A 17,241-nucleotide genomic window follows, 5' to 3' on the forward strand; every position below is an offset into this window, starting at 1 on the left:
CCGCGCCGATACAAAACCAAGCGTGATCCGGAGCCGGATTGCGATACGGAAGGTTCTTCCCCTAAACCGCGCGCAGCCTGGCGCATGGTGCGGCCTTGGTGAAGGATGTCCGCCGCGATGGCGCTGGTGCCCGCGTCTGGCCGCTTGGAGGCCACGCCTCCTGCAGCCGACCCGCCATTGCGTCGCCTCGGCCGCGGCTGGAGCCTGCGCCGGCACCTGCTGGTCCTGGTCCTTGCCGTGCTGCTGCCGGCACTGGTGGCCGGCGGCGCATCCGCCTGGCATCTCGCGAACAGCTACCGGCACGCCTTCGAGACCCGGCTCCAGGACACCGCCCGTGCCCTGGCCCTGTTCATCGACAGCGAGCTTGAGAGCAGCCTGACGGCGGTCGCGGCGCTCGCCTCGTCCCCGCTCCTGGAACGCAACGACCTGGAGGATTTCGCCGACTGGGCACAGACCGTCGCACAGCGGCAGGGCGCCTGGGTGGTGGTGAACGAGGCAAGCTTCGGCCACCGCCAGATCCTCAACACCAACCTGCCCCAAGGCGCGCCGCTGCCGCCGCCCTCGGCGCCGGGGGAAGGTGCCTGGAGCCTGATCCGGCGTGTCATCGATACCGGACGGCCCGCCGTGTCGGACCTGTTCACTGGCCGCGGCACCGGCCGGTCCCTGGTCGCCGTCGCGGCGCCGGCGCGGCAGGGCGGCGACATCACCCGGGTCGTCGTGCTGACGCTCGACCCCCTCACGCTGTCGGAACGGCTGCGCAGCCTCGGCCCCTCCGGCAGCGCCTTCGCCTCCGTCGCCGACGGCCAGGGCCGCATCGTGGCCAGGTCGCGCGACCAAGAGCGGTTCTTCGGCACCATCCCACCCAGCCGCCAAGTGCCGGCGGAGCAGCGGGCGCGTGGCGTGTTCCGCAGCCAGTCCGTCTATGGCGAAGCCGCGCTGTATGCCGCCCAGCCGATCCAGGCGGCGCAGGGCTGGAGCATCATCGTGGCCGAACCCGAATCCCGCTACCGGGCGAGTTGGCTCTGGCCGCTGGCGGCCTATGCCGGCATCGCCGCCGTCGCGGTCGGGCTGGCCGCGGCCATCGCCACGATGCTGGCGCGCCGCATCCTGCGCCCGGTGCACGGGCTGCTCGCCCGCGCCGATGCCGTCGTCGCCAGCGGCCCGGGGCCCCTGCTGGCGCCACCCGCGACCGCATCGTCCAGCGTTGCCGAATTCGAGCGCCTGCGGGAAGCGAGCGAGCGCGCCGAGACCGCCATGGCCCGCCGCGAGTCGGATTTCCGGGCGATCTTCGAGACCGCGGCCGTCGGCGTCGTCGAGGTCGATGCCGTGACTGGCCACTACCTGCGCGTCAACCGCCGCTTCTGCGAGATCGCCGGCCGCAACCGGGCCGAGTTGCTGGGCGGTCTCGGGCCCGACGACCTCTGCGTCCCGGCAGATCGGGGCCGCAGCGCGGTCAGCCTGGCCATCGCGCAGGACAGGGAGGTTGAGGCTGAATTCCGCCTGCTGCACGCCGACGGCACCGAAGCCTGGATCCGTGCCAGCGCCTCCATCTCCGCCCGTGATGCCGAGGGCCGGCCGCAGCGCGTCGTCAGCGTGGTGCGCGACATCACCCGGCGGAAGCGGTCGGAGGAGGCGCGGTCGCTGCTGGCGCGGGAGGTCGACCACCGCTCGAAGAACGTGCTCGCGGTCGTGCAGGCGGCGCTGCGCCTGACACCCCGGGACAACCTGGCGAACTATATCCAGTCGATCCAGGGCCGCGTCGCCGCGCTGGCCCGCGCCCATACCATGCTGGCCGAGGCGCAGTGGTCGGGGGCGGACCTGCGGTCCCTGGCCGAGGCTGAGCTGCGCGCCTTCCTGCCGGATGCGGCCGGACCGCAAGCTGGGGTTCCGCGCGCCGTCCTGGCCGGGCCCTTCGTGATGCTGTCGCCGGGCGCGGCGCAGGCACTATCCATGGTGCTGCACGAACTGGCGACCAACGCCATCAAGCACGGCGCGCTGTCGGCCCGCGGCGGCAGCGTCGACCTGGGCTGGTCGGCTGGCGGGCCGGACGGAATGCTGCGCCTGGTCTGGACGGAGCATGGCGGCCCACCCATCCAGCGGCCGCCCGCCTTCCAGGGCTTCGGCTCCCGCCTCATCACGACAACCCTCCGAGGCCAGCTCGGCGGCACGGTGCAGATGCTGTGGCAGCCCGAAGGGCTGGCCTGCCACATCGGCATCCCCATGGCGCGCGTGACCTCCCGCGAGGATGCGCCCGAGCCGGTCGCTGCGCGGCGCGAGGGTCAGACGAAGGCCTGGTAGACCAGCTGCCGCAGCCCGTAGCGGAAATGCAGCCGGTCGGAAGGGCCCTGCAGCATGATGATGGCGTACAGCTCCTCCCGCGGGTCGACCCAGAAATAGGTGCCGTAGGCGCCGCCCCAGGAATAGTCGCCGACGCTGCCCGGCACCGGGCTGCGGCCCTGTTCGACCCGCACCGCGAAGCCCAGCCCGAAGCCGAGGCCGACCGTGGGCGAGGGCGCCAGCCCGCCGAAGCGCGCGAACAGGCCCGGGCTGTATTCCGTGCCCGGCGGCAGGTGGTTCGCCGTCATCAACTCGATGGTCTTGGGGGAGACGATCCGTGCGCCGTCCAGCTCCCCCCCGTTCAGCAGCATCTGGCAAAATCGAGCATAATCGCCTGCCGTCGAGACCATGCCGCCGCCGCCGGAGAACCACTGCGGCTTCTGCAGCGCGTCCGGGATCGCCATGCGGCGCCCGGTCACCGGGTCCACCTGGGCGCGCGCGACACGGCCCTCGGCCTCGCCGGGTGCCCAGAACGCGGTATCCCGCAGGCCGAGTGGTGCTGCGATGCGGTCCCGCACGAAGCGGTCGAGGTCGAGGCCGCTGACGACCTCGACGATGCGGCCGACCACGTCGGTGGACACACCGTACTCCCAATGCGTGCCCGGCTGGTACATCAGCGGCAGGCGCGCGAGGTTGGTGATGAACTGCTCGATCGTCTGGTTGCGGTTGGAGACATTGGCCTCGGCATAGGCGCGCTGCACCGGCTCGCCCGCCGCGTTGGACCCGGTCAGGCCGGAGGTGTGCCGCAACAGGTCCTGCAACGTCGGCGGGCGCTGCACCGCGCCGCGATCCAGGCCGACGACCTGGTCGCCGAATTCCGGCAGGTAGCGGCTGACCGGATGCCACAGCATCACCTTGCCTTCCTCCGCCAGCATCATCAACGCGAGCGAGGCGAAGGGCTTGGTCATCGAGGCGATGCGGAACACCGCATCCGGCGACATCGGCGCCTGCGTCTCGCGGTCGCGGAAGCCGACGGCTTCCTGGTAGGCGATCTTCCCCTTGCGGCCGACGACGACGACCGCGCCGGGAATCCGGTTGGTGCCGACCTCGGCGCGCAGCCAGTCCGCGATGCGGCCCAGGCGGGTGGTGGAAAGCCCGACCTCCTCGGCGCGCGCCGCCTTGGGCAGGGTCACCGCTGCGTTGGACTGCGCGGCGGCGACGCGGCTTCCCCCGAGGGTGCCGGCGAGGGCGGTGCCGCCGATGAGGTTCAGGGCATTCCTGCGATTCAACATGGGGCAATTTCCTCCTGCTGCCGGCGCTGGCCCGGTCCGTTGGTCGTCCGCAGCGTGCGTCGGTCGACGGAGCAAGGGTCCGCCCGGTGCGGTCGGGGGGTCAAGCAGGCTGGCTGCGATCCGGCGCGGCCATTGCGCCCCCGCCCTTCAACATTCCCGGCGCGGCCGGGCGTCAGTCGTCCTCGTCCGGCGCGCTCGCAACAAAGCGGCGGCGGTGCAGCACGCCCGAACCGAAAGCGTTGCAGGCCACCATCGCCTTGCGCAGATAAAGCCCAATGTCGTGCTCATCCGTATAGCCGATGGCGCCATGCATCTGCACCGCGGCCCGGGTGACGAGCATCGCCGCCTCCGCCGCACGCGCCTTGGCGCGTGACACGGCGGCGGCGCGCGTGCGGGCATCGGCGCCGGCATCCAGCGTGGCGGCGGCGGCCTCGACGCTGGCGCGGGTCAGGGCAAGCTGGATCTTCAGGTCCACGGCGCGGTGCTGCAGCGCCTGGAAGGTGCCGATTGGCCGCCCGAACTGCTGGCGTGTGCGCAGGTAGTCCAGCGTCATGGCGAAGGCGCCTTCCATGACGCCCAGCAGGTAGCCGGCGGTGGCCAGCGCGGCCTCGTCCAGCGCGCGGTCCATGGCGCCTTCGGGAAGCTCGTCAAGCGCGCGCGTAGCCCCCGCATCGGGGTGCAGCGTGCCGAGGTGCCCGCCATCCTGCGTCGCCAGAACCTCCAGCGCCCGGCCGGCGGCGGGCAGCAGATGCAGTGCTGTGTCGACCGGCAGCAGGAAAGCCTCCGCCCCGCGCACCAGCGGGATGAACAGGCGTGGCGCGCCGGGCGTGCCGGGGGCGTGAAGCGTGTCCACGCGCTCCTGCCATGCCGTCGTCACCAGCGCCTTACCGGCCAGCACCCGGGCCAGCAGGGCCTCCTCGCCGCAGGCGGACAGCAGCGCGGCGGACAGCATGGCGGGGATCAGCGGCTCCGGCACCAGGGCGCGGCCAAGCTCCTCAGCCAGCGCGCAGCACGCCGTCATGCCGAGATCAGCGCCGCCCGCCGCCTCCGGCAGCCGCAGACCGATCCAGCCCAGCTCGCCCATCTGCCGCAGCACCGCAGGATCGAAGCCGCATTCGGTGTGGCGCAGCGCGCGGATGCGGCGCAGATCACCGCGTGGGGCAATGGCCGCGGCGCTGTCGCGGATCATGCGGATCGCCACGTCGCGTTCCGCGGTGTCGGCATCCCTCATGGTCATGCCTCGTCCAGCCAGTCGCGCAGCACCTCCGCGCCCTGCGCGCCGAGTGTGGGTGGCGGGTTGCGATAGGTGACGGGGGTGGCGGAGAAGTTCAGCGGGTTGGCGATCATCGGCTGCTCGCCGCCCGCACCATCGGCCAGGCTGCGGAACAGCCCGCGATGGCGGATCTGCGGATCCTCCGCCACCGCCGCGAAGTCGTTGATCGGGCCGGAGGACACCCCGGCCGCATTCAGCGCATCCATCCACTCCCGCGCGGGCCGGGTGCGCAGCGCGCCCTGCAGGATCGGCAGCAGCTCCGGCTTGTGCGCCATGCGGGCGCGGTTGGTGGCGAAGCGGGCATCGGCCGGCACATCCGGCAGGCCGAGCACGCGGCAGAGCTGCGCGAATTGCCGGTCGTTGCCGACCGCCAGCATCAGCGGCCGGTCCGCCGTCTCGAAGGCCTGCCAGGGCGTGTTGATCTGCGACGCCGTGCCGCCGCGCACCGGCGACTTGCCGGAGACCAGCCAGTTCATCGCGATGTGCGAATGCGCCGCGACCTGCGCATCGAGCAGCGCCAGGTCGATGTGCTGGCCGAGGCCGGAAACCGTATCGCGGTGGTGCAGCGCCGCCAGGATGCCGATGGTGGCGTAGAAGCCGGCATTGATGTCGGACACGCTGTAGCCCACCACGGCAGGCCCCGCGCCGGCGTCGCCCTCCGCATTGCCGGTCACGCTCATCAGCCCGCTCATCGCCTGGAAGACGGGATCGTAGCCGGGCAGGGGGGCATAGGGGCCGTCCTGCCCGAAGCCGGTGATGGAACAATAGACCAGCCGCGGATTGATCGCGGCGAGCGCGGCGTAGTCCAGCCCGTAGCGCTGCAGCCCGCCGGCCTTGAAGTTCTCGATGAAGACATCGGCCTTCGCGGCCAGGTCGCGCAACTGCTGCTGGCCTTCGGGCTTCGCGATGTCGATGGCGATGCTGCGCTTGTTGCGGTTCATCGCGAGGAAGGAGGATGTCTCGCCGGTCTCCGCCCCATTCTCGTCCTGCTTGCGGAACCCCATGCGGCGCACGTCGTCGCCGCTGCCGGGCTGCTCCACCTTCACGACATCGGCGCCGAAATCACCGAGGAGCTGTGCCGCCCAGGGGCCGGCGAAGACGCGCGTCATGTCGAGCACGCGGATGCGGGGCAGGCAACCGGACACGGCGTGGTCTCCCAGATTCAGGCGGGCAGGTCGAGCAGGCTGCGGGCCAGCACGTTGCGCAGAATTTCAGACGACCCTCCGAAGATGGTCGAGGGCCGTGCCATCAGGAACTGCCCTGCCGGATGCAGCGCCTGGCCTGGCATCGGGTCGAGCAGCCCGGCATTCTCACCGGCCAGTTCCAGCATCGCATCGGTGATGCGCTGATACAGCTCGGTCTGCACGATCTTGAGGATCGAGACTTCCGGCCCCAGCGCCTCGCCGCGGTTCAGCGCCGCCACGAAGCTTTCATACAGCGCCTTGAGGTCCGCGAGGTCCAGTCGGAAGCGGGCATAGGTTTCCAGGAACGCCGGATCATCGGACTTGCCGACAGCGGCCGCCAGCCGCTTCAGCGCGCCGAGGCCGTTGGCCGACAGGCGTGGGGAGCCGATCGCCACGCGCTCGAAGCCTAGCAGCGCCTTGGCGTAGGTCCAGCCCTGGTTCACCTCGCCGACCACCATGTCCTTGGGCACACGGACATCGTCGAAGAAGATCTCGCAGAACTCGTCATGCAGGTCGAGGTTCAGGATCGGCCGGATGGTCAGGCCCGGGCTGTCCGCCGGCAGCAGCAGGAAGGAGATCCCGGCCTGCTTCTTCGCCGCCTTGTCGGTGCGGGCGAGGACGAAGATCCAGTTGGCGTCATTGGCGAAGGTGATCCAGGTCTTCTGGCCATTCAGGCGCCAGTGATCGCCGCAATCCACCGCCTCCAGCCGCAGGGCTGCGAGGTCGGAGCCGGCATTGGGCTCGGAATAGGCCTGCGCCCAGATGTCCTCGCCGGACAGGATGCGAGGCAGGAAGTGGCGCTGCTGCGCGGCGCTGCCGTGCTTCAGCAGCATCGGGCCGAGCATCAGCACGCCCATGTCGCTGATGCGCGGGCAGCCCCAGCGCTCGAACTCCTCGATCATGATGAGCTGCCGACCGGCGCCGAGGCCCATGCCGCCGTGCTCGCGCGGCCAGGCTGGCGCGAGCCAGCCCTGCGCGGACAGCTTCAGGTACCAGGGGCGGTTCTCATGCCAGTGCAGGCGGCGGCGCGGGAAGCGAAGCTCCGGTGGCGTATGGGCCTCGACCCATTCACGCACATGCGCGCGGAAGGCGGCGTCATCCAGCGCATCCAGCTCATCGAGCGTCATCGCACCACCATGAAGCCAACTCCCTGGGGCCGGCACTACCATAGGCCATAAGTCTGGTCTATAAGGCCTACGGAAACGAAGGCCAGGAAGGCAGTGCCGGCGCAAGACCGGTGCGTGCAGGATCGGCGCGCGGAGGACGAAATGCGGCTCAGGAAGCACTGGATCGCGGCCGCGATGGCCGTGGCGGCCATGCCCGCCATGGCGCAGCCCATTACGCTGGAACGCTTCGGCTCCTTCCATGTCGGCGGACGCCAGGTTGAGATCACGGGCAAGCCGGTGATCGAATACACCCCCACCGTCGGTGGCGCGCCGCTGCGCATCGACCCCAACGGCACCTATCTCGTCGGCCAGATGTACGCCCGCTTCATGGAGCCCGCGCCGCAGCGCGGCCAGGCGCCGCTGATGCTGTGGCACGGCGCCTACCTCACAGGCGTGACGTGGGAGACGACGCCCGATGGGCGCGAGGGCTGGGAGCACTTCTTCCTGCGGCGCGGCTGGACCACCTACGTCACCGATGCGGTGGAGCGCGGCCGCAGCGGCACGGCGATGTCGCCCGACATCTTCGGCCTGCCGATCTACCTGCCCACGGCGAACCCGTGGGAGCGGTTCCGCATCGGCGACGGCGCGGGCTCCCACGCCCGCGGCACCCTGTTGCCGGGCAACCAGTTCCCGGCCACGCCGGAGCACTACCAGTCCTTCATGCGCCAGGTGGTGCCGCGCAACCTCGGCACCGACGAGGACGTGTTGAACGCCTATGTCGCGCTGCTGGAGCGGGTCGGGCCGAGCGTCGTCGTCGCGCACAGCCAGGGCGGCGCCTTCGCCTGGCAGGTGGCGCAGCGCAGGCCGGACCTGTTCCGCGCGCTGGTCCTGGTGGAACCCGCCGGCACCGGGCAGGCGGCGCAGGCCGCCACGCTGAAGGACATCCCGACGCTGCTGATCTACGGCGACTACGTCGAGGCCGATCCGCGCTGGTCCGTCATCCGCCGCAACGCCCGCCGCTTCTCCGACATGATCCGCGCCGCCGGCGGCCAGGTGGAGGATGTGGACCTGCCGAGCCGCGGCATCCCCGGCAACAGCCACATGCTGATGATGGACCGCAACGGCGACGCGGTGGCGCAGCTGGTGCAGGACTGGCTGGCCGCGCGGGGCCTGTGGCAATGATGGCCCAAGCCATCGCCCCAACCATCGCTCAGACAATCGCGCAAAAGATCATCGCCGCGCATTGCGGCCGCGATACCGTGGAAGTCGGCGAATACGTCACCGTCACGCCGGACTACACCGCGTGCCAAGAGCTGTTCTGGCCCGGCCACAAGCGCAACCTGGAGCGCATCGGCGTGGGTCGCATCCCGCGCCCGGACAAGGCGGTGATGGTGATCGACCACTCCACCTCCGCCGCCATGGGCTCGCACCACCACGAGACGCACCGCACGCTGCGCGACTGGTGCACGGCGCAGGGCATCGAGAACTTCTTCGGACCCGGAAACGGCCTTCGCCACCTCGTGCTGACCGAGCGCGGCTTCGCCCGGCCCGGCACGCTGATCTTCTCGGACGAAGGCAACATCGCCTCCATCGGCGCGCTCGGCGCGCTGAACCTGCCGATCTCGACGGAGGTTCTGGTCTCGCTGATCCAGGACGAGAACTGGATCGCGGTGCCGCCCTCCGCCCGCATCACGCTGAACGGTGCGCTCGGCTTCGGCGTCACCGCGCGGGACGTGATCCAGACCATCCTGCGTGACTGCACCGGCGATGGCCGCCTGCTGCAATGCTGCGTCGAATTCGACGGCCCGGGCCTCGCCACGCTGAGCCTCGACGACCGCCAGGCGCTGCTCGCCTCGCTGTTCCACAGCGGCGCCTATACCGGGATCATGGAACCGGATGACCGTGTGCTGGACTATGTCCGCCAGCGCGATGGCGGCCGGCCGTGGCAGGCGGTTCGGGCCGATGCCGGCGCAGTCTACCAGACCCGCATGACCTACGACCTCGGCGCCATCGCGCCGATGGTGACGGTGCCGCCGGATGCGCATGGCGCCGTGCCCATCGGTCAGGCGGAAGGCACCCGCATCGACCAGGCCACCATCGGGTCCTGCGCCAATGGCCGGCTGGACGACCTGCGGGAGGCGGCGCGGGTGCTGCGGGGCCGCCAGATCGCGCCGCATGTCACGCTCTACGTCACCCCCGGCAGCCGCGGCGTCTATGTCGAGGCGGCGCGGGACGGGCTGCTGGAAGTGCTGGCCGAGGCCGGCGCCACCATCCTCGCGCCGGGCTGTACCACCTGCTGGGGCTACCAGGGCGTGCTGAACGACGAGGAGGTGCTGATCTCGACGCAGCAATTCAACTACCAGGGCCGCAACGGCAGCCGCACCTCCCGCGTCTTCCTGGCCGGGCCCGCCGTGGTCGCGGCCTCCGCCGTCGCCGGGCGCATCGCGGACCCGCGACCGCTGCTGGCGGGGGGCTGAGGTGATGGACATTCCCAAGGGCCGCGTCTGGAAGTTTGGTGATGACGTCAGCGGCGATGACGGTATCATCGAGTTCTCGATCATCCGCGACGGCTTCGGCAAGGAATTCGACGAGGCCGCGCTGCGCGCCATGTGCTTCCGCCGCCTGCGGCCGGAATTTCCGCAGCAGGTCCGGCCGGGCGACATCGTCGTCGGCGGCCGCAACTTCGCGCACCACAACCATGTCGAGGTCAGCGTCGCCATCCGCGCCTCCGGCATCGCCGTCGTCGTCGTCGAATCGTGTGATTCCGGCTTCCTGCGCCGCGCGTTGAACCACGGCCTGCCGGTGATGATCTGCCCCGGCATCCACGCAGCCGTGGAGGATGGCGATGTCATCTCCGCCGACCCCGTCACCGGCGTGGTCGGGCTGCCGGATGGCCGCGTGCTGGCCTCGCGCCCGTTCTCCGAACGCATGGTCCAGGTCTGGAGGGCCGGCGGGTCGATCCCGCTGCTCGAAGCCGAGTTCGCCGCGCGCCGCGCGACATCCGCCTAGAGTCCGTCAGGCGCAAATAGAAGCGCCAGACAGACTCTAGCCTATTGTTTTGTCCTGTGATTCACGTCTTTCGGTGATTCCACCTCAGACGATCACACTTTAAGGGAAGGAAACCAAGATGCTCACACGTCGCAGCACGATCCTGGGCGCAACGGCCCTGACCTTCGCCGCCATCGGCCGCGCTCGCGCGCAGGACTTCCCCAGCCGGCCGGTGCGCCTCGTCGTCGCCTACCCGCCCGGCGGCAATGTGGACTTCACCGCGCGCCTGCTGGTCCCGGCGATGAGCCAGGCGCTCGGCCAGCAGATCGTGGTCGACAACCGTGCCGGCGCCGGTGGCATCGTGGGGACGGAGGCGGTGGCCCGCGCGCGGCCGGATGGCACCACGATTCTGATCACCGGCACGGCGCCGGTCTCCATCTTCCCCGCTGCAATGGAACGCCTGCCCTACGACCCGATCCGCGACTTCGCGCCGATCGGCATGGCCTATCGCGTGCCGATCGTGATGATGGTGGCGAAGGACGTGGCGGCCGCCACCCTGGCGGAATTCGTCGCGCGGTCCAAGGCGACGCAGGGTGGGCTTTCCGCCGGCACCGCCGGCATCGGTTCCGGCGCGCATCTCGCGATTGAACTGTTCAACGCCGGCACAGGCGCCAACCTGGTGCATGTGCCCTATCGCGGCACCGGCCCGGCGCTGAACGACCTGATCGCCGGCAACATCCCCGTGGTGTTCGACCAGCTTTCCAGCGCCCTGCAACTGCACGCCGATGGCCGCGCCCGCATCCTCGGCATCGCCTCCGCCACCCGGTCCCCGCTGCTGCCGGATGTGCAGACGCTGCGGGAGGCGGGGATGGTGGAGGCCGAGCTCAGCACCACGCTCGGCTTCCTCGCGCCGGCCGGAACGCCGGCCGAGGCGGTGGAGAAGCTGCGCGCCGCCCTGGCCGCGGCGCTGTCCGATGCCACGGTGCGACAGCGCCTGACCATGCTCGGCGCGGAGATCCCGCCCGCCGCGGAGATCACCCCGGCGCGCTACGGCGCGGTGATCCGCGACGAGCTGGACATCTATCGCCGCGCCGTCCGGCTCGGCAACGTCAAGCTGGAATAGCGGCCCTCACCCCTTGCGGGACTGGCCGCCCTTGCGGCCGGCTTCCGCGGCGCGGTCCGGGTTGTTGGCGAAGTTGTTCGGGTCCTTGTCCTTTCCGGAGCCAACCGTCTCCTGCGACACGCCCTTCTGCCCCTCAATGCCCTGCTTGCCGCCCTGGCTGCTTTTCTCGCCCTGCTGGTTCGCCATTTCGTCCTCCTCCGATCGGCCGCCCGCTGAATGATCGGGCGGGCAATTGAAACGCAGCGCAAGCGCGGCCGGTTCTGCGACGCCCGCGTATCGACCCGCCGCATTGGGCAGGCGTATTGACCGTTGCCACGCCGCGCGCGAAGCACGCGCATGACCTTCCGCATCCTCGTCACCGCCTCGCACCTTGAAGCCGATGGCCTCGCCCTGCTGACCGCCGCCGGCTGCACGGTGGATTTCGTCACGGTGGCGGGCGGCCGTGCGGAGATGGAGGGCAAGCTCGCCGCCACGGGCTATGACGCCATCATCTCACGTTCCATCCCGATCACCGGCGCCGTCATGGCCACCTGCCCGACGCTGCGCGCCATCTCCCGCGCCGCGGTCGGCTACGACCTGATCGACGTCGCCGGCGCCAGCGCCCGTGGCATCCCGGTGCTCACCGCCGTCGGCGCCAATGCGCAGTCGGTCGCGGAATACAGCATCGGCCTGATGCTGGCCGTGGCGCGCAACATCGTGCGGCACGACCGGCTGACCCAGGCCGGCGGCTGGGACCGCACGCGCATCGGCATCGAGCTGTCAGGCCGCCGCCTGGGCCTGGTCGGCTTTGGTCGCATCGCACGGAACGTTGCGCGCATCGCCGGCGCCATCGGCATGCGGGTCTGCGCCTTCAGTCCGAACCTCGCCGCCGCCGGCGACATCGCGCCCGTCACCCGCGCTGGCTCCCTGCACGACCTGCTGCGGCAGTCGGACGTGGTGTCGCTGCACGCGCCGATGAGCGCCACGAACCGCCACATGATCGGCGCGGCCGAACTGGCGCTGCTGGGGCCGGAGGCGATCCTGGTGAACACCGCGCGCGGCGGGCTGATCGACGAGCCGGCGCTGGCCGAAGTGCTGCGCGAGGGCCGCATCTACGGCGCCGGCCTTGACGTGCTGTCCACCGAGCCGCCGCCGCCTGGCAGCAACCCACTGGTCGGCGCGCCCAATTTGGTGCTCAGCCCGCATATGGGCGCTGCCACCACCATCGCCCGCGCCGCCACCGCGCGCGCCGCCGCGGCCCACGCGCTGGCCGTGCTGCGCGACGAGGCGTTGCCCACCGGCGCCTGCGTCAACCCGGAGGCGCTGCGCCGTTCTGGCTCAATCCCGCGCTGATCTGCCGCGGCCGCCCGGCCTCGTCCACGGCCACGAAGGTGAACTCCGCCGCCGTCACCTTCACCCGGTCGCCACGACCCTGCCGCAGCACCCAGACCTCCACATCCAGCGTCAGGGAGGTTCGTCCCATGCGCTTGAGGTCGGCATAGAAGCAGACGCTGTCACCCACCTTCACCGGCGCGATGAACACCATCTCGGAGACGGCGACGGTCACCGCCGGACCCTCGATGTAGCGTGTGGTGGCCATGGCGGCGGCGGCGTCCATGGATGCCATGATCCAGCCGCCGAAGATGTTGCCGCCCGGATTGGTGTGGGCCGGCATCGCCAATTGCCGCACGGCCAACTCGCCGCGGGGCACCGAACTCTCGACTGTCTGCATCGCAAGCGCCTCCCGAGGATGCCTGGACGCTTCCCACGGGCATTATGTTGCAGTGCAGCATGGCCGATACAAGCCCGCCTTTGATCCAGGCGGGCGCCGCGCCATCACGCGTTCGCGGGTACCAGCCGATAGCCGGCTCCGGCGCGCTCGATCCGCCCGGTCGCCGGCATCGGGAAGTGGTAGCCCACCACGGCCAGCCGGTCCGTCGCCGCCTGGTCCAGCACCCGCTTGCGGGTGGCGACGGAGGCCACCGGGTCCATGTCCAGGTTTGGATACCACTCCGGGTTCACCACGAAGAACAGCGGCGTGGTCACCACGTCGCCGAGCACCAGCAACTGCTGCCCGCCATCCGCCACCAGGAAGGAGACATGCCCTGGCGAGTGTCCGAAGGTCGGCAGGGAGGTGATGCCCGGCGCCACCGCCGCCCCCGGCGCGAACCGCGTGACGCGCGCGGCATAGGGCGCGAAGCGCCGCCGCACATTGGCGAAGCCCGGCTTGCGCATGGCGGAAGCCCGGCTTTCCTCGCCCGCGTCGTTCCAGAACGCCCACTCGCCCTCCGGCACCGTGATCGCGGCGTTGGGGAAGGCCGGGCTGCCATCGGCGTTCAGCAGCCCGCCGATGTGGTCGCCGTGGAAATGCGTGTGCGCGATCAGCACCACATCCGCCGGGTCCAGCCCCGCCGCGCGCATGTTGGTGATCATGGCAGGGGAGGACCCGGTGCCGATATCCAGCGCCACCAGCCCCTGCGGCGTGCGGATGAAGGTGACGTTGTAGGGGTTGGACAGCGCCGTCCCCTCCGCCACGCCGCCGGCCCGCAGCGCGGCCGTCACCTGGTCCGGCGTGGCGTTCGGGATGAAGCCCTGGGTCACGTCGGGTCGCACCGCGGCGCCGTCGTTGACGATGGTGGCGCGCAGGCCGCCCACGGTCACGTGGTGGAAGCCCGGTGCGGTGACCACGCCCTGCGCAAGTCCAGGCGAGGGCGCGAGCGCGGCGGCGGCGCCGGCGGCTAGAAGGTGGCGGCGGTTCAGCATGGCCCGATTCCTCCGCGTCAGCTTGCCGCCGCCCAGTCGGCCGGGACATAGCGGTAGCCATTGCCTTCCTTCGCCACGTAGCCGGTGGCCGGGAAGGGGAAGTGGTAGCCGCTGATGCGGATGCGGTCGGTCGCCACCTGGTCGAACAGCCGGCGGCGGGACGCCTCGGCGGCCTCCGGGTCGAAGTCGAAGCCGATGTGGAAATCCGGACGCCGCGCCAGCAGTTCCGGCCGGTTGGTCAGGTCGGCCACGAAGATCATCTGGTCGCTGCCATCGGCGATGCGATAGGCGGTGTGGCCCGGCGTGTGTCCGTGGGCCGCGATGGCGGTCACGCCCGGCACCACCTCGGCGCCGGCCGCGATCTGGCGGATCTTGCCCTGGTAGGGTCCAAAGCGTCGCGCCGTGTTGGCGAAGGTGCCACGCTGGCCTTGCGGGCTGCGCGCCTCGTTCGCCGGGTCGGTCCACCAGGCCCATTCGGCCGCCGGCACCACGATCTCCGCATTCGGGAAGGCGGGCGCGCCTTCCGCATTCAGCAGGCCGCTGATGTGGTCGCCGTGGAAATGGCTGATGACGACCGTCGTCACCCGCGCCGGGTCCAGCCCCGCCGCCCGCATGTTCTGCATGAGCAAACCAACAGGCGCACCCGCGGCCTGCGGCCCGTTGCCGGTGTCGAACAGGGTGATGCCGCGCGCGGTCTCGAGGCAGGTCAGGGTGAAGGGAATCCGCAGCGTGTCCGTCGGCAGGAAGCTTTCCGCCAGCACCGCCTGCACCGCCTCGATCGGCGCGTTGCGCACGAAGCCGGCGAGCGGGATGGCGCGGCTGCCATCATGCAGCATGGTCACCGTGTGGCTGCCGACGCGGAAGCGGAAGAACCCCGGCGCCTGCGAGATCGGCGCGGCTGGCGCGGCCTGCGCGAGGGCGGGCGCGGCGCGCAGCAGCGCCGGCGCCGCGAGGGCACCCGCGGCGCCGAGCATGATGTGACGGCGATTCATGACGAAACCTCCCGATCCGGACGCGCCGAGAGGTTGGACGCCCGCGCCAGCATGCAACCCCTACCGGAGCGCCGGCGCAAGGATCTTCCGTTACGACCGGCGGAAGCTGACCACGGATTCCAGGTGCGGCGACCAGCGGAACTGGTCCACCGGGGTCGCCTGCGTCACCTTGAACCCGGCCCGCACCAGCACCGCCGCGTCGCGCGCCAGCGCCACCGGATTGCAGGAGACATAGATCACCACCGGCACCGTGCTGCGGACGATCTGCGCCACCTGCTCCACCGCGCCATTGTAGGGCGGGTCCAGCACCACCGCGCCGAACGCCTTCAACTCCGCGGGCAGCAGCGGACGGTAGGCGAGGTCGCGCCGGATCGCCTCCACCCGCCCGCCCGCGCGGCGGGCCCCGGCGTCCAGCGCCGCGACCGCCGCCGCATCGCCCTCATAGGCCGCAACGCGCCCCTTGGCAGACAGCGGGAAGGACAGCGTGCCGATCCCGGCATACAGATCAGCGATGCGCGCCCGCACCGGCAGCTTCTGGGCCGCGAGGCCGGCCAGCACCGCGGCGATGATCGCGGCCTCCCCGGCTGGTGCCGCCTGCAGGAAGGCCCCCGGCGGCGGGGCGACCGTGACGCCGGAGAGGTCCAGCCGAACGGGCCCGGACTGCGCCGCGTTCTCCGGCGCCGCGTCGCCCAGCGCCCAGGCAATCCTTGGCATGCCATGCGCCTGCCCGAAGGCGGCCAGCATGGCGCGCTGCGCCGCATCCAGCTTCGCGTCGGTGCGCAGCAGCAGGTCCGGCCCGCTGTCCAGCAGGTTCAGCACTGCCGAGCCTTCCTTCCGCAGCGCCGGCAGCCGCCGCGCCAGCTCCCGCAGCGGCCGGAACAGCTGCACCAGCGCGGGGTCCAGCACATGGCAGGTGGCCAGGTCCGCCACTGCCGCGCTGCCGCGGGCATGGAAGCCCAGCGCCACGCCGCCGCCCGGCAGCCGCCGCAGTGCCAGATCGGCGCGCCGCCGCGTGCCCGGCGCCGCGACCACCATCTCGGCGACCGGGGCATCCGGTTGCCCGGCCCGCGCCAGCGCCTCCACCAGCCGCCCGCGCTTCCAGGCGGCATAGGGCGCCTCGGCGAAGTGCTGCAGGGCGCAGGCGCCGCATTCGTGCAGGAAGTGCGGGCAGGGCGGCGTCACGCGGTCCGGGCTCGGCGCCAGGATCTCGGTCACATCCGCGGCCAGCCCCTCGCCCCGCCGGCCCGCGGGACGCGCCGCCACGCGTTCGCCCGGCAGCGTCCCGGCCAGGAACACCAGCCCCTCCGCCGTCTCCGCCACGCCGTCGCCGGCGGTGCCGAGCCTATCGATGGTGAATTCCCCCGCCGGTTGCCCTGGCTCGGCCCCGGTGCGAAACCGGGGTGTCTCCGGGCGGGTCTCGATGTTCGACAAGCTGCTTTCCCTGCTGCGCGCGCGGCCCCGTGTGCGGGGCGGCTGGTATTACCTGGGCAATGGCGTCGGTTTGGCCCTGACCCACTTCGGCCGCAAGATATTCCTGCCCGCCTCGGATGACGGCATGACGCCCGACATCATCCTGCGCGGCCAGTGGGAGCCACATGTCGAGGCCGTGTTGCGCCGCTATCTGAAGCCCGGCATGCGGGTGGCCGAAGTCGGCGCCAATATCGGCTTCCACACGCTGGTGATGGCCGAGGCGGTAGGCCCGACTGGGCATATAGACACCTTCGAGCCCTATCCCAAGGTGCTGCCGCTGCTGCGACGGACCCTCGCCGCCAACCAGTTCCACCGCCGCGTCACGCTGCACGAGGTGGCGATCCTGGACCAGGCCGGCGAGGTCCGCTTCGCCGCCGACCCGACCCAGGCCGGCAGCGCCCACCTGGCCATCCCCGTCGCCGCCGCCAACTACACCGAAGGCTTCGCGACGCCGGCGCTCCGGCTCGACGACGCGCTGGCCGATTTGCCCGCGCTCGACCTGCTGCGCATGGATGTGGAAGGCACGGAGGGCTTGGCCTTGCGTGGCGCCACCGCGCTCATCGCCCGATCTCCGCGACTGGTGGTGGTGATGGAGTGGTCGCCCATCATGCTCGCCCCGCGCGGCGACGTGGCGGAACTGTCCGCCTGGATCACCGGCCTCGGTTTCCGCGCCCGGCGCATCGAGCGCAATGGCCAGCTGACCCCGGTCTCGCCCTCGGCGCTTTCCGAACTCGACCATTGCGACCTGGTTCTGGAGCGCAACGCTTCCTGATGCGGCAAGGCTTCTCTATGAC

General features: G+C 71.1%; 16 protein-coding genes. 7 read left to right on the forward strand and 9 right to left on the reverse strand.

Annotation, left to right across the window (positions count from 1 at the left end; translation table 11 throughout):
• The first annotated feature begins 105 nt into the window (after positions 1-105).
• Complete coding sequence (locus ACLF3G_RS11500; RefSeq protein ID WP_430669507.1) at positions 106-2,298, forward strand: HWE histidine kinase domain-containing protein; 2,193 nt, start codon at positions 106-108, stop codon at positions 2,296-2,298.
• Here the strand turns inward: ACLF3G_RS11500 and ACLF3G_RS11505 are convergent.
• From ACLF3G_RS11505 to ACLF3G_RS11520, 4 genes are all read right to left on the reverse strand, one after another.
• On the reverse strand, positions 2,280-3,569 hold the full coding sequence (locus ACLF3G_RS11505; RefSeq protein WP_430669508.1) for a serine hydrolase domain-containing protein: 1,290 nt from the start codon (positions 3,567-3,569) through the stop codon (positions 2,280-2,282). The two genes, ACLF3G_RS11500 and ACLF3G_RS11505, sit on opposite strands and share 19 nt — an antisense overlap.
• A 172-nt stretch (positions 3,570-3,741) precedes the next feature.
• Positions 3,742-4,800 carry an acyl-CoA dehydrogenase family protein gene (locus ACLF3G_RS11510; protein ID WP_430669509.1) on the reverse strand — a complete coding sequence of 353 codons (1,059 nt, stop codon included), beginning with the start codon at positions 4,798-4,800 and terminating at the stop codon, positions 3,742-3,744.
• Positions 4,801-4,802: 2 nt separating this feature from the next.
• Complete coding sequence (locus tag ACLF3G_RS11515) at positions 4,803-5,987, reverse strand: CaiB/BaiF CoA transferase family protein (protein ID WP_430669510.1); 1,185 nt, start codon at positions 5,985-5,987, stop codon at positions 4,803-4,805.
• A 17-nt stretch (positions 5,988-6,004) separates the two neighbouring features.
• A complete protein-coding gene (locus ACLF3G_RS11520; RefSeq protein ID WP_430669511.1) occupies positions 6,005-7,153 on the reverse strand; it encodes an acyl-CoA dehydrogenase family protein in 1,149 nt (382 codons plus the stop codon).
• Positions 7,154-7,294: 141 nt separating this feature from the next.
• Here ACLF3G_RS11520 and ACLF3G_RS11525 point away from each other — a divergent pair, with 141 nt between their 5' ends.
• The 4 genes from ACLF3G_RS11525 to ACLF3G_RS11540 all read left to right on the forward strand — a co-directional run bounded on the left by ACLF3G_RS11525 (position 7,295) and on the right by ACLF3G_RS11540 (position 11,243).
• Positions 7,295-8,314 (forward strand): alpha/beta fold hydrolase, encoded by a 1,020-nt coding sequence (locus ACLF3G_RS11525; protein WP_430669512.1) that lies wholly within the window; start codon positions 7,295-7,297, stop codon positions 8,312-8,314.
• Positions 8,311-9,609, forward strand: a complete 1,299-nt coding sequence (locus ACLF3G_RS11530; RefSeq protein ID WP_430669513.1) for a 3-isopropylmalate dehydratase large subunit — start codon at positions 8,311-8,313, stop codon at positions 9,607-9,609. Before ACLF3G_RS11525 ends, ACLF3G_RS11530 begins: the two co-directional genes overlap by 4 nt.
• A 4-nt stretch (positions 9,610-9,613) precedes the next feature.
• On the forward strand, positions 9,614-10,141 hold the full coding sequence (locus tag ACLF3G_RS11535; protein ID WP_430669514.1) for a hypothetical protein: 528 nt from the start codon (positions 9,614-9,616) through the stop codon (positions 10,139-10,141).
• A 118-nt stretch (positions 10,142-10,259) separates the two neighbouring features.
• On the forward strand, positions 10,260-11,243 hold the full coding sequence (locus ACLF3G_RS11540; RefSeq protein ID WP_430669515.1) for a Bug family tripartite tricarboxylate transporter substrate binding protein: 984 nt from the start codon (positions 10,260-10,262) through the stop codon (positions 11,241-11,243).
• Between the two features lie 6 nt (positions 11,244-11,249).
• Here the strand turns inward: ACLF3G_RS11540 and ACLF3G_RS11545 are convergent, their stop codons facing one another.
• Positions 11,250-11,429 carry a KGG domain-containing protein gene (locus ACLF3G_RS11545; protein ID WP_430669516.1) on the reverse strand — a complete coding sequence of 60 codons (180 nt, stop codon included), beginning with the start codon at positions 11,427-11,429 and terminating at the stop codon, positions 11,250-11,252.
• Positions 11,430-11,579: 150 nt separating this feature from the next.
• Here ACLF3G_RS11545 and ACLF3G_RS11550 point away from each other — a divergent pair, with 150 nt between their 5' ends.
• Positions 11,580-12,575 carry a hydroxyacid dehydrogenase gene (locus ACLF3G_RS11550; protein ID WP_430669517.1) on the forward strand — a complete coding sequence of 332 codons (996 nt, stop codon included), beginning with the start codon at positions 11,580-11,582 and terminating at the stop codon, positions 12,573-12,575.
• On the opposite strand, the gene ACLF3G_RS11555 is transcribed toward ACLF3G_RS11550, so the two are convergent.
• The 4 genes from ACLF3G_RS11555 to ACLF3G_RS11570 form a co-directional block, all read right to left on the reverse strand.
• Positions 12,532-12,954 carry an acyl-CoA thioesterase gene (locus tag ACLF3G_RS11555; RefSeq protein ID WP_430669518.1) on the reverse strand — a complete coding sequence of 141 codons (423 nt, stop codon included), beginning with the start codon at positions 12,952-12,954 and terminating at the stop codon, positions 12,532-12,534. The genes ACLF3G_RS11550 and ACLF3G_RS11555 overlap by 44 nt on opposite strands.
• A gap of 104 nt (positions 12,955-13,058) precedes the next feature.
• Positions 13,059-13,985, reverse strand: a complete 927-nt coding sequence (locus ACLF3G_RS11560) for an MBL fold metallo-hydrolase (protein WP_430669519.1) — start codon at positions 13,983-13,985, stop codon at positions 13,059-13,061.
• Between the two features lie 17 nt (positions 13,986-14,002).
• Complete coding sequence (locus ACLF3G_RS11565; RefSeq protein ID WP_430669520.1) at positions 14,003-14,977, reverse strand: MBL fold metallo-hydrolase; 975 nt, start codon at positions 14,975-14,977, stop codon at positions 14,003-14,005.
• Between the two features lie 90 nt (positions 14,978-15,067).
• On the reverse strand, positions 15,068-16,408 hold the full coding sequence (locus ACLF3G_RS11570) for a class I SAM-dependent RNA methyltransferase (RefSeq protein ID WP_430669521.1): 1,341 nt from the start codon (positions 16,406-16,408) through the stop codon (positions 15,068-15,070).
• On the opposite strand from ACLF3G_RS11570, the gene ACLF3G_RS11575 reads away from it, so the two are divergent.
• Positions 16,398-17,219, forward strand: coding sequence for an FkbM family methyltransferase (locus ACLF3G_RS11575; protein ID WP_430669522.1), 822 nt, complete (start codon positions 16,398-16,400; stop codon positions 17,217-17,219). The two genes, ACLF3G_RS11570 and ACLF3G_RS11575, sit on opposite strands and share 11 nt — an antisense overlap.
• Positions 17,220-17,241: the final 22 nt, after the last annotated feature.

The organism is Falsiroseomonas sp. HC035 (assembly GCF_050563525.1).
Classification (GTDB): domain Bacteria; phylum Pseudomonadota; class Alphaproteobacteria; order Acetobacterales; family Acetobacteraceae; genus Falsiroseomonas.

Coding starts and splice junctions, on each gene's coding strand:
- ACLF3G_RS11505 (WP_430669508.1), bottom strand. CDS start 3,569: ATGTTGAATCGCAGGAATGCCCTGAACCTCATCGGCGGCACCGCCCTC.
- ACLF3G_RS11540 (WP_430669515.1), top strand. CDS start 10,260: ATGCTCACACGTCGCAGCACGATCCTGGGCGCAACGGCCCTGACCTTC.
- ACLF3G_RS11530 (WP_430669513.1), top strand. CDS start 8,311: ATGATGGCCCAAGCCATCGCCCCAACCATCGCTCAGACAATCGCGCAA.
- ACLF3G_RS11520 (WP_430669511.1), bottom strand. CDS start 7,153: ATGACGCTCGATGAGCTGGATGCGCTGGATGACGCCGCCTTCCGCGCG.
- ACLF3G_RS11560 (WP_430669519.1), bottom strand. CDS start 13,985: ATGCTGAACCGCCGCCACCTTCTAGCCGCCGGCGCCGCCGCCGCGCTC.
- ACLF3G_RS11555 (WP_430669518.1), bottom strand. CDS start 12,954: ATGCAGACAGTCGAGAGTTCGGTGCCCCGCGGCGAGTTGGCCGTGCGG.
- ACLF3G_RS11500 (WP_430669507.1), top strand. CDS start 106: ATGTCCGCCGCGATGGCGCTGGTGCCCGCGTCTGGCCGCTTGGAGGCC.
- ACLF3G_RS11565 (WP_430669520.1), bottom strand. CDS start 14,977: ATGAATCGCCGTCACATCATGCTCGGCGCCGCGGGTGCCCTCGCGGCG.
- ACLF3G_RS11535 (WP_430669514.1), top strand. CDS start 9,614: ATGGACATTCCCAAGGGCCGCGTCTGGAAGTTTGGTGATGACGTCAGC.
- ACLF3G_RS11550 (WP_430669517.1), top strand. CDS start 11,580: ATGACCTTCCGCATCCTCGTCACCGCCTCGCACCTTGAAGCCGATGGC.
- ACLF3G_RS11545 (WP_430669516.1), bottom strand. CDS start 11,429: ATGGCGAACCAGCAGGGCGAGAAAAGCAGCCAGGGCGGCAAGCAGGGC.
- ACLF3G_RS11575 (WP_430669522.1), top strand. CDS start 16,398: ATGTTCGACAAGCTGCTTTCCCTGCTGCGCGCGCGGCCCCGTGTGCGG.
- ACLF3G_RS11525 (WP_430669512.1), top strand. CDS start 7,295: ATGCGGCTCAGGAAGCACTGGATCGCGGCCGCGATGGCCGTGGCGGCC.
- ACLF3G_RS11510 (WP_430669509.1), bottom strand. CDS start 4,800: ATGAGGGATGCCGACACCGCGGAACGCGACGTGGCGATCCGCATGATC.